8 protein-coding genes and 2 pseudogenes are annotated in these 11,391 nt (G+C 40.1%); 3 read left to right on the forward strand and 7 right to left on the reverse strand.

What is annotated here, in order from left to right; translation table 11 throughout:
* Positions 1 to 107: 107 nt before the first annotated feature.
* Positions 108 to 353 (reverse strand): annotated as a pseudogene (locus QZ562_RS16045) (DUF4212 domain-containing protein); the annotation flags it as partial.
* A 668-nt stretch (positions 354 to 1,021) separates the two neighbouring features.
* Here QZ562_RS16045 and QZ562_RS16050 point away from each other — a divergent pair.
* Positions 1,022 to 1,120, forward strand: a pseudogene (locus QZ562_RS16050) (IS110 family transposase); the annotation flags it as partial.
* Positions 1,121 to 1,316: 196 nt separating this feature from the next.
* Here QZ562_RS16050 and QZ562_RS16055 read toward each other — a convergent pair.
* Positions 1,317 to 2,210: a DMT family transporter gene (locus QZ562_RS16055; protein ID WP_293762254.1), complete on the reverse strand. Its 894-nt coding sequence runs from the start codon at positions 2,208 to 2,210 to the stop codon at positions 1,317 to 1,319.
* A gap of 175 nt (positions 2,211 to 2,385) precedes the next feature.
* Between QZ562_RS16055 and QZ562_RS16060 the strand changes: the two genes are divergently transcribed.
* Positions 2,386 to 4,284, forward strand: a complete 1,899-nt coding sequence (locus QZ562_RS16060; RefSeq protein ID WP_293762256.1) for a propionyl-CoA synthetase — start codon at positions 2,386 to 2,388, stop codon at positions 4,282 to 4,284.
* A gap of 452 nt (positions 4,285 to 4,736) precedes the next feature.
* Positions 4,737 to 6,539, forward strand: coding sequence for a DUF885 domain-containing protein (locus QZ562_RS16065; protein ID WP_293762259.1), 1,803 nt, complete (start codon positions 4,737 to 4,739; stop codon positions 6,537 to 6,539).
* A gap of 250 nt (positions 6,540 to 6,789) precedes the next feature.
* On the opposite strand, the gene QZ562_RS16070 is transcribed toward QZ562_RS16065, so the two are convergent.
* The 5 genes from QZ562_RS16070 to QZ562_RS16090 all read right to left on the reverse strand — a co-directional run.
* A complete protein-coding gene (locus tag QZ562_RS16070) occupies positions 6,790 to 7,605 on the reverse strand; it encodes an SDR family NAD(P)-dependent oxidoreductase (protein WP_293762262.1) in 816 nt (271 codons plus the stop codon).
* Positions 7,606 to 7,990: 385 nt separating this feature from the next.
* Positions 7,991 to 8,350 carry a hypothetical protein gene (locus QZ562_RS16075; protein ID WP_293762265.1) on the reverse strand — a complete coding sequence of 120 codons (360 nt, stop codon included), beginning with the start codon at positions 8,348 to 8,350 and terminating at the stop codon, positions 7,991 to 7,993.
* Positions 8,350 to 8,565 (reverse strand): DUF3820 family protein, encoded by a 216-nt coding sequence (locus QZ562_RS16080; protein WP_293762267.1) that lies wholly within the window; start codon positions 8,563 to 8,565, stop codon positions 8,350 to 8,352. Before QZ562_RS16080 ends, QZ562_RS16075 begins: the two co-directional genes overlap by 1 nt.
* Positions 8,558 to 10,360 (reverse strand): ABC transporter ATP-binding protein/permease, encoded by a 1,803-nt coding sequence (locus QZ562_RS16085; protein WP_293762270.1) that lies wholly within the window; start codon positions 10,358 to 10,360, stop codon positions 8,558 to 8,560. The genes QZ562_RS16080 and QZ562_RS16085 overlap by 8 nt, the downstream gene beginning before the upstream one ends.
* 54 nt (positions 10,361 to 10,414) lie before the next feature.
* Positions 10,415 to 11,391 (reverse strand): GGDEF domain-containing protein (locus tag QZ562_RS16090; RefSeq protein WP_293762272.1); only part of this gene is annotated, 977 nt, incomplete at its 5' end.

Below are 11,391 nucleotides of genomic sequence, written 5' to 3' on the forward strand. Positions count from 1 at the left end.
TGCGACTAGGTCGTCTCTGTTTGTGTCTGTGTTTTCTGAGTCATTCTGCTACTCTCGTGTGCTACCCTGTCGTCTTCGTCGGCAGCGTCATATGTGTATAAGAGACCGTCCTCAGACTCGTATTTTTTATCAAGTTTGTTCATTTTATGGCTATACCAAAAAATTAACCCAACAAAAGTATAAATTGAACCCTGCTGAGCAAACCAGAATCCAAGCTTATATCCACCGAGTCGAAACTCGTTTAGTGGTTCTACTAATAACAAGCCAAAGCCAAATGATACGATAAACCAAATGATCAGACATATTGCTATCAAGCGTAGGTTTTCCTGCCAATATGTTGTCTTTTTTTCCACATTATTCTCCTAGTACTGCATGCTATCTAATTTATTATATACGCTGCTTTTTGTTGTAATAACGCCATCTTCGGGGAAAATATTTGAATATAGTTATGCTGTTAAATATTGTTGCAACAAATTTGAAATTAACTTTTAACAATTTACATACAACTTTGATTGTATACAACACTACCAAGCTTTGTTTATATCAGATACACCAACTTGGTCGAATATCAGCGTTTACCGTTGACTTGATAGCTAAGTCATCTCAAATTAACTTATTAAAAATAAAAAGTATGCTTGAAGCTCTTGGAATAGTTCTAAAAATTAGGGGGATATTTTTGAAAGCGAATATGAATGCTTGTATGGATAGTAGCTCATGTAAACCATCCTGTTTCTAATTGGATTGGGGTAAGGTGAGAACCAGGCTTTAGCAGCAACTAAAGCTTTCTTTTGCAGTCGTTCGATTAAATGATGGCTCCTCAGTTGATAGACCGATAACAAGAATGAACATCATACTCCAAGCACCGCACTCCAAGCACCACGCTCCAAGCACCACGCTCCAAGCACCACACTCCAAGCACCACACTCCAAGCACCACACTCCAAGCACCACACTCGAATAGTCTACTGGGTCTCGATAACTGGGTTATCGACCCGCATTATGCATGCAAAAGTTAGCTTATTATGAATACTAAAATGAATCAAAACATTAACGTCGGTGTCGATACTGGTAATTTTCAATTGGATATTTACAATCGTCCTTTGGATATCTATTTCACTGTTCCTGTAGTAGCGACAAAGTTACAGGTTTTATTGTGCTCAACCTAACCGATGTTAAGCCCGTCCAGTGAACTATTCGCTAAGTTAAATCCCATCAGTTGTTCAGGTTTCCTATTAAGATAAATAGGGAACGCTAAGCATTTAATAATTAACCAGAGCAAAAAAATTACGTTTTTATGTCAATTGTATGAATTCGAAATTATTGCGGGATATTCGTTGGTGACGTTTTATTTGCTATTCTGCTGGTCCACAGTGATCCTAACATCGCAAGTATAAAGCCAGGAATGGTGATTAACTTGGGCACTTCGTCTGCCACTAACCAAGCAATAAGTGCCCCAACACCGGGCACCATAAACATAATCGAAGCCACCTTTGCTATAGAGCCTTCGCGAACCATGGCGAACATCAACAGTATGCCTACAATAGAATTACCGAAAACTACAAAGGCGATAGCACCCCAAAAAGGCAATGTATTTTCAAAAATAAGTCCTTCAAACGCTAATGCGAATGGAATAGAAATAACCGATGCAAACGCGTATTGCACCCAAGTAGCAACAATGGGATGGACACCTAACTTTCGTTGTTTTTCAATTACCTGACCAATTGACAACGCAACAACTGCAGTAAAACCAAGAATTGCGCCTAATAAGTACCCCTCGTTACCCTGCATGTTAACCCCCACAATCAGTGTTGCACCTAGCAGTCCTAAGGTCAGGCTAGCCCATATGTTCCAAGCTGGTAACTTTCGAGCTAATAACGCACTTGCTATGATCACCAGTACTGGTTGTGAAGCAGCAAATAAGGCCATGATACTGGCACTTGCCCCTAGTTTCATACCCACATAAATACTTCCAAAATGCCCTATGTGTAAAAACAATCCAGTTCCAATTAGAGCATAAGACTTCCGAAAGTTAGGGATGGGTAAGCGCCACAATATAACCAAAGGTGTCAGCACTAAAAAAGCACCTACAAAACGAAAAGCGAGTAGGTTTAGGGGTTGGGTATATATCAATGCTAGTTTTGCCATAGCATAACCGGCGCTCCACACGAGCAGAAATATGAGAGGGTAGAGGGGTCTTAAAGTTGAAAGCACAGGTGTTGAACCATTTGATATTTATGTGTGATGCTAACATGCAAATAAAAACCGTCACATAGGACTCGAGTCCAATACCATAATTTAACTTTTTACAGTATTGTCTAACTAAGTAGTGACGCAAGCTGTAGTTTGTTAAACCTTTATTTAGAATCATTAACTCAGGTATATTGTTATGTCTTACGTCACAGAATATCAAGCTTCAATTGACTCACCCGCAATATTCTGGAGCGACAAGGCCAAACAATTACCTTGGTTTAAAGCGCCTAAAAAAATATTGTCTGTTGATGAAAATGGTATTCAAAGGTGGTTTGCTGATGGCGAAATGAATACTTGTTACATGGCCCTAGATCATCATGTCGAACAAGGTCGTGGCGAGCAAATCGCACTTATTTATGATTCACCTGTTACTTCAACAAAAATGCAATTTACTTATAGTGAGTTACTTGAAAAAGTGGCTCGGTTTGCAGGTCTGTTGCAAATCAACGGTGTAGATAAGGGGGACACAGTGGTTATTTATATGCCCATGATCAGCGAAGCCGTTATTGCGATGCTGGCGGCCGCTCGAATTGGTGCTGTGCATTCGGTAGTGTTCGGTGGTTTCTCTGCTCATGAACTCGCGGTACGTATTGATGATGCGCAACCTAAGTTATTGATAACAGCATCATGCGGCATCGAGGTTAACCGCATTATTGAATATAAACCTATGATTAATGAAGCGATTGAGCTTGCAGATTATAAGCCTGCGCGAGTTATCTTATTACAACGGGAACAGTGCCTTGCAAGCATGCAACAGGGTCGCGACATAGATTGGGCTGATGCCTTAGGAGCAGCGCAACCTGCCGATTGTGTTAGCGTCAGCGGAACCGATGCTCTTTATATCCTCTATACCTCTGGAACTACAGGTAAACCTAAAGGTGTTGTTCGTGATAATGGTGGGCATGCCGTTGCCTTAAAATACTCAATGTCGGCAGTTTATAATATGCAACCGGGTGATGTGTTTTGGGCGGCATCAGATATTGGTTGGGTAGTGGGGCATTCTTATATTGTTTATGGACCACTGTTACATGGATGCACCACCATAGTGTTTGAGGGTAAGCCAGTAAAAACCCCTGATGCCAGTGCATTTTGGCGAGTAATTGAAGAGTATGCAGTAAAAGCTATTTTTGCTGCACCCACTGCATTTAGAGCTATTCGCAAAGAAGACCCCGAGGCTAAATTATTAGAAAAGTACGACTTATCCTGCTTAGAAAGTGTATTTATGGCAGGCGAGCGACTAGACCCACCCACCTATGAGTGGATTTCAAAAATAATTGGTAAGCCGGTCATCGACCATTGGTGGCAAACAGAAACGGGCTGGGCCATTGCTTCAAACTTAATCGGGATTGAAAGATTACCTGCAAAACCTGGTTCTGCGACCAAACCTGTGCCTGGTTTTAATATACAGATACTCGATGCTAACGGACTGCCACTTCCACCGAATGTGCAAGGTGCAATTGCGATTAAATTACCTCTACCTCCCAGTTGTCTGAGTACTATTTGGGGCGATTTTAGTCGTTTTGATTCTGGTTACTTAAGCGAATATGCCGGTTACTATTGCTCAGGCGATGGTGGCTACTTAGACGAAGACGGGTATTTGTTTGTTATGGGGCGAACGGACGATATTATTAACGTTGCTGGGCATCGCTTATCAACGGGTGAAATGGAAGAGATTATAGCTGCCCATGATGCCATAGCAGAATGCGCCGTTATCGGTGTTTACGATAATATAAAAGGTCAAGTGCCTGTTGGATTAACATTATTAAAAGATGGGGTAAATATAAGAGACGCAGACTTACAAGCTGAGTTGGTTGCAATGGTTCGTAAAAAAATTGGTGCCGTTGCTTGTTTGAAACAAACATTTATCGTTGAGCGTTTACCCAAAACCCGATCAGGAAAAATACTGCGTAAATTGCTGCGCCAGATAGCAGAAGATCAAGAATTTGTTATGCCTTCCACTATCGATGATCCTGCAAGTATCGACGAAATTAAAATTATTATGCAAAAAAATGGGTTGGTAAAAACAATAGTGTAAACATGAGATTCATTAACCTTTATTCATTAACCTTTATTGATTAGACAAGATGACTAAACCTTGATTAAAGTATCCAGCACAAGGCAGACTTTTTTATTTGAACGTTTAACAACAAGTTTATTTTTCATTAGCCATGAGCTTTAAAAATAATCTGCTTTGACTGATGACGACGACCAAAGTGAAGTCTGTTGATTATTGTAGAAATCAGGTGTAGCGTTTTCCGTTATAAAGATACCTATCATTTTGTATTTTTTAGACGATGATAAGAAGATAATTAAAAACTAATCCAATCTCATATCGCGAAAGATCATGCAGTTGAATAAAATTTTAGTGACATTATTAAAATTTTATTATTTTAGTGAGTTTGATTAGAGCAGATAAATACCTAAAAATAACTGTCACTGATGACAGACGTTATAAACATCAATCATCAGATTATAAGAGGGAAACTTGTGACTTTAAAAACAACAACATTAGCGGCTTTTATAGTGGCTGGGAGCATATTAGGTAGCGTTGTATCTGTTACCTTGTACGCCCATGAAACAGAGCAGGTCGGATCTGAAAATGTTCGTCTGAATACTTTTTTTGAAGAAATTTTTGAGCGTAACGTTGCCAATAGTCCCAATCGTCAAACTCGATTAGGCTTGAAGACTAAACGTCAGGGAGAATGGACGGATACCTCCGATAGTGTCGCAAATCTTCGCACTGCAGAGAAAAAAGCTGATCTGGCGATACTTTTAACAAAATTTGATTACACAAAACTTAGCCCTGAAAGTCAGCTTAGTTATGATATTTTTCGTTTTAATCAAGAACAATCTATTGAGAATGCAATATTTTTGCGACATTTCTATGTAGTTGATCAGTTTCGAGGACAATTTACCAGTCCATTAAGTTTGCTGCAGAACAATCACAAAGTAGATACACGCCAAGATGCACTTGATTATATCTCTCGGATTCAGGGTCTGGAAGGTCTGATGAAAGAGATGGTTAAAAAATCTCAAGATCGTGAATCTATTGGAGTTGTTGCACCTAAATTTGCATTCCCAGCTATGATTGCAGATATCAGAAGTATTATTGAGCAATCACCATTGAGAAATGATATTGCCGAAAAAATCACTCAACTTGATATTTCTGATGCGGAGAAAAAGATTTTTGTAAAACAAGCTAATGAGGCTATTGATGGAGAGTTTCAGCGAGGATACACAGCATTACTTGACGAAGTCATACGTCTTTCTAAATTACAAAATAAAGTAACGGGTGTCTGGGCTTTGCCAGATGGTGATGATTTTTATCAGAATCGAATTAAACACCATACCAATCTTACGATGAGCGCTGATCAAATTCATGAATTTGGAAAAGCTGATGTTGCGCGTATTCACAAGGAAATGCGCGGCATTATGGAAAATGTGGGATTTGAAGGTAATCTTCAGAATTTTTTCAGGTTTGTGCGAACCGATCCCAACAATTTCTACGCAAACAGCGATGTTGGACGTGAGGTATTTCTGGCTGAGGCACGGGCCGAAACAGCAGAAATTTTTAAGGTGGCACCACAATTTTTCAAACGTCTTCCAAAAGCTAAACTTGAAGTGCGCAGAGTCGAAAAGTGGCGTGAAAACTCCACCAGTATCGCATTTTATAATGTGCCATCAATGGATGGGAGTCGCCCAGGCATTTACTATGCGAATTTGGCAGATATGACAGGTGTGCAAAAATATGTGTTTAAGGCCATTACATTTCATGAAGGTGTGCCAGGGCATCATTTTCAACTTGCGTTAGCACAGGAGCTTGAAGGGTTACCCAAATTTAGAAAGTTTGGAGGTGGCAATGCTTTTGTAGAAGGTTGGGCTCTCTACGCTGAGAAACTGGCAAAAGAAATGGGGTTTTATACCGAGCCAATGCATGACTTTGGTCGCTTACAGGATGAAATTTGGCGTTCGGTTCGACTTGTTACTGATACAGGCATTCACGCTAAAAAGTGGACTCGGCAGCAAGCGATCGATTATTTCACTGAAAACACACCTATATCACAACAGGATATTGTGACAGAAGTAGAGCGTTATTTTGTTAACCCGGGGCAGGCGCTTGGCTATAAAATGGGCATGATAAAAATTCTTGAATTACGAAACAAAGCCCAGGCTGAGCTAGGAGATAAATATGATATTCGTGATTTTCATGAAGTGGTGATAGGAACAGGTGCGATGCCTCTACCTATTTTGGCGCGGCAGGTGGAACGTTACATCGCAGCGGGTAGATAGAAAATCCTAGGTATTCATATTATCTAAAAAAACAAACAGAGCCAGTGTGAAATCGACGCTCGCAAAAAATATAACTATTTATATCTTAAATCCGAGATTATGGATGTTTTACTGAATTTTTATGGAAACGAAAAAATGTTATACCCGAGTAGTTTTCGCTCGGGATTGGTAGTAATTTTGTGATGAACCACTGTTTGAAGTGATTAAATGCAGTTGTCTTAATCAAAAGCCTATAGAGTTATTTGTTAAACTATCGACCACGGTATTTATCTTTATTTTTAAGCCCCTTAGCATATAATTTGGGTCGCAGGTAGCGACGTAGCCGAGGGAAAAGATAAGCTAGATTCATCATCCTACCGCTGGCCGCTGGCATGGGGATTTCTAATTTTTCTCCTGCTGCGATACTTAACACCGCATCTGCTACTTCGTCAGCACTACTCATAGGCTGGGAAAAAACGATGTCCTCAACGTTGTCAATTTCATCCATAATAAAGCCAGTATCAATCGGACCAGGTGAGACCACCCCAACATATATACCGCTGTCTCGCATTTCATCAGCAAGGGCGTAGGCAAAAGCTCGCAATCCCGCTTTGGTGCCGGAATAGGTAGCTGCGCCCTGTAAGGGAGCCATGCCAGCGAGTGATCCAAGCATCACTATTGCTCCACCGCCAGCTCTTCGCAGATATGGAATAGCTGCACAAGATAGCATCATGGGCGCACGAAGATTGATATCAACCATGGCACCCACATCTGATGGAGAGACAGTCTCAAGGTTGCCTCGGCTGTGCATGCCAGCATTGTTTACCAGCACATCAACACAACCAAATTCTAGCTCAGCCTTGGCAAAAAGAGCCAAACATTGTTCTGTATCTGATACATCCATTGCCACGGTAAGCACTTTTGTCTGCGTCGACAATTCGTTTTTAATTAAATCTAATCCTTGTTGACCTCTAGCCACCAGTACCAAATTTGCTTTTTGAGCAGCAAAGGCTCGAGCACAGGCTGCGCCAACACCTGCGGATGCGCCCGTAATAATAATTGTTTTCTGTTTAAATCGCGAAGTCATGACTAAATTTCTGTACATTTTGTTGAATATAAGAAGATTAAGCCACATCCTAAAGCTATTCAACAGACATAAATTTAGACGACCTTATTAGTTAATAATTTAAAGCGAAAAAATATCTAACCACGAAGCAAGTAAGCCTAGGAGGGAAAAAAATTAGTAGGACAAAAAGCATAGAAGTACTAAGCGTTTTATAAAGTCAGAATTCATCAAAAGCTGCGTTTGCACATTCAGGTTACTGATATTTTGGATGACGTTTAACAACTTACTTGTTGTTCTATTTGTGTTGTGTGGTTAAAACACTTTTCGTTTACTTTCATTATTTTTGTTTTTTGTAAATATAATAAACTAATAAACTAATAAACGTTATGAGCTTGTATTAAAAAACTTAGAAGGTTAATTCATCTAATACTGTTTGTCTTTCTTGTTCAGTGAGGATCCCAACAAGCGGGGTTTGGCGTCGATACTTCCTTAGCTGTGGTGCATCTTCTAGTAGGGTATCCATAAACAGAGCTGGCTGATCGATATACTCAAGTAGGCTGGACCAAAACAGATATGCGCCATAACGCATCTTACCAGACTCGTACCGGGCTTCTATTGTCGCCATAACTTGTGGAATGTAGTGATGGTTAGCAAGCAGTTTTTTGGCCATCGCTTTATGCAAACAACAAATCTGTTTATCAATGTTTTCACGCTGAGCGTTTCTAGGTCTGTCTCTAACCCTGTTGCGCGTATGCTGATAACTCATTAATCTTCTCGTAAAAGTGGTGCTAACATGGTTTCTAAGCCATTGACCTTAACTTCATGCATCAAGGCCAGTTGCTGGCCTAATTTACCTTCAGGAAAACCTTTGTTATTAAACCAAACTAAGTACGGTTCAGGTAAGTGTAATAGTTTTCTTCCTGCATACTTACCAAATGGCATCGTCTGATTGACGGCTTCTATCAAGACTCGATTATCCAATGTCTGACTCGAGATGTTGATCCTGTTGTGTTTGCCAAAGTTTTTTATAAGCACCGTTTAAGTCTAGTAATTGTCGATGGCTACCTTGTTCTAATATTCGACCATTGCCCATCACTACAATTTTATCAGCATCGATAATAGTGGATAAGCGATGCGCAATTACCAGACTAGTATGGCCTTGCGAAATTTCTTTTAATGCAGTCAAGATAGCTTGCTCTGAACGGCTATCAAGAGAGGAGGTTGCCTCATCGAACACCATAATAGGTGGACGTTTTAATATAGTTCTAGCTATCGCAACACGTTGTTTTTCGCCACCCGAGAGTTTTAGTCCTCGTTCACCGACAGAAGTTTGCTCACCATTCGGAAGTGAATCAATAAACCCGCGAAGATGGGCTAAGTCAATGGATTGTTGCACTTCGGCATCAGTTGCGTCTGGCCGTCCATAACGAACGTTCTCGAAAATAGTATCGTTGAATAACACCGTATCTTGGGGAACAATACCTATGGCTTTGCGTAATGAATGTTGATTGACCTTGCTAATATCTTGCCCGTCAATACTGATACTGCCGTTTGAAGAGTCATAAAACCTAAATAGTAACTTGACTAACGTTGACTTACCCGAGCCACTTTCCCCTACTACTGCAACTTTTTGACCCGGTAGGATGTCAAAACTTATATCATGAAGAATGATTCGGTCGGGGCGATAACTAAATTGCACCTGATTGAAAGTTATCTTGCCTTGGCCGATTTCTAGTTCTTTAGCGCTTGTATCTATTGGTACATTAGGTTGTTTATCTAGCAGGTTAAATAGATTTTCTATATTGGCTAACGATCCGCGTATCTCTCGGTAAACAAAACCCAAGAAATTCAACGGCATAAATATCTGCATTGTAAAGGCGTTAATTAATACAAAGTCACCAATGGTCATATCGCCTTGTGCAACTTTATAGGCTGCCAACGCCATCATACTGGTCATAGCCATCGCAATAATCGACGCCTGGCCACCGTTTAACGCGAACAATGACAAACGATTTTTGCGGCGTGCGTTTTCCCAATTAGCTAAGTCGACATCGTATCTGTTTGCTTCGTAGTTTTCGTTATTAAAGTACTTAACGGTTTCATAGTTGAGTAAGCTGTCAATGGCTCTTGAGCTAGTGCTCGAGTCTGCTTGATTAACCTCGCGTACATACTTAGTTCGCCAGTCTGTCGCTTTGACTGAAAAACCCACGTAACCCACTACTGAAACTAAAATTATCAGAGCAAAACTAAAACCGTAATTGTAAAACAACACACCCACAACGACTGCTATTTCAAATAAAGTTGGGATAATATTGAATACTAAAAAGCGCATTAAAAAACTGATACCGCTGGTGCCGCGCTCTATGTCTCTGGACAGCCCACCTGTTTGCCTATTAAGATGAAAATCTAAATCTAAATTATGTAAGTGACGAAACACTTGTAGTCCTAAGCGGCGCATCGCTCGCTCAGTAACGCGTCCGAAAAGAGTGTCTCTTATCTCGCCAAACAGTACATTAGCTAAACGCAGTAATCCATAAGCTGCAACTAAACCAAAAGGTACTAGCACAAGAGCGTCTGTTGCTCGTTCTGCATTGAGATCGTCAACGGTATATTTAAGAATAAAGGGTAAGTAAATACTAGCTGTCTTAGCAGCAACTAAGCACAGTAGGGCCAAGCCTACTCTGACCTTGAATTCAGTTAAATAAGGCCATAGTTGGGAAAATATTCGCCAGTTTATTGGCGTTTCGTCATTAGTGGGGTAACGATTTGAGCGCATGAGTTGAGTATTTTACCTTCGGGGTTAAGTTCAGAATGTTTGCTTGCTCAGAGGTTAATCTAAAATGCAGCGATCGCGCCCTTGTTCCTTGGCTTTGTAAAGATTGGTATCTGCTTTGGTAATGGCTTGGTTTATAGTATCAGTCGAAGCAATTTGATGTAATCCAATACTAATTGTAATACCGAAAACTTTATCATCTTGCTTATACTGTTTTTCTTTGATTTTGCGTCGCAATTTTTCTGCTAGCTGCATTGCTTGCTCACCGTTGGTTTCTACTAGTAAAAATAAGTATTCTTCACCGCCCCATCTTGCTAGGGAGTCTTGTTTGCGAAGTCCAGCTCTGAAAATAATGGCTAAACTTTTTATGATGTCATCACCTTTATCATGTCCATATTGGTCATTGACGGCTTTGAAGTGGTCTATATCACACATCATCACGGTTAGATTATTTTTGTAACGTTGATTTCGCTCAAACTCTTGCTGCAAATTCTCCCGCATTCCCCGTCGGTTTAATAGCCCAGAAAGGGGATCCTGCATAGCTTGTTTTTCAAACTTTTGACTCATCTCTTGAAGCTGATGAAATGAACTTTTTCTTACATACTCGTAAAAAGCAAATAAGCATGAAACAGTCAAAAACGAATAAATCAATCTAGATTTAAATTCAAAAGAATAAGTCGTTGCAAGCAATTGGTGATCAGGATAAAACAATAAAATACTTATAACCAAAACAAATACGCCTAGGTTTCGCAAGCCTTTGCGCATCCCTCCAAAAAACAGTGCTATGGGAGGCACGATGTAAATCCATAAAGGGCCTGTACCTTCGACTCCTCCTGCGAATACTAAATAAAACATCAGCAACATAAGTGAGGTGGTCAATAAATTGGCTGAAAGTTTGTAAGGGTTGGCGAGACGCTTTGAACGAAGAATTAGATGCGAACTAAAAAACAGCAGACTAGCTATCAACAATACAAAACTTAGTAATTTATCTTGTCGTATAAATGCACTAACACTCATTATAAGAGTAATAGTAT

Origin of the sequence: uncultured Paraglaciecola sp., assembly GCF_913058035.1 — a bacterium.
In the GTDB taxonomy this organism is placed as follows: Bacteria; Pseudomonadota; Gammaproteobacteria; order Enterobacterales; family Alteromonadaceae; genus Paraglaciecola.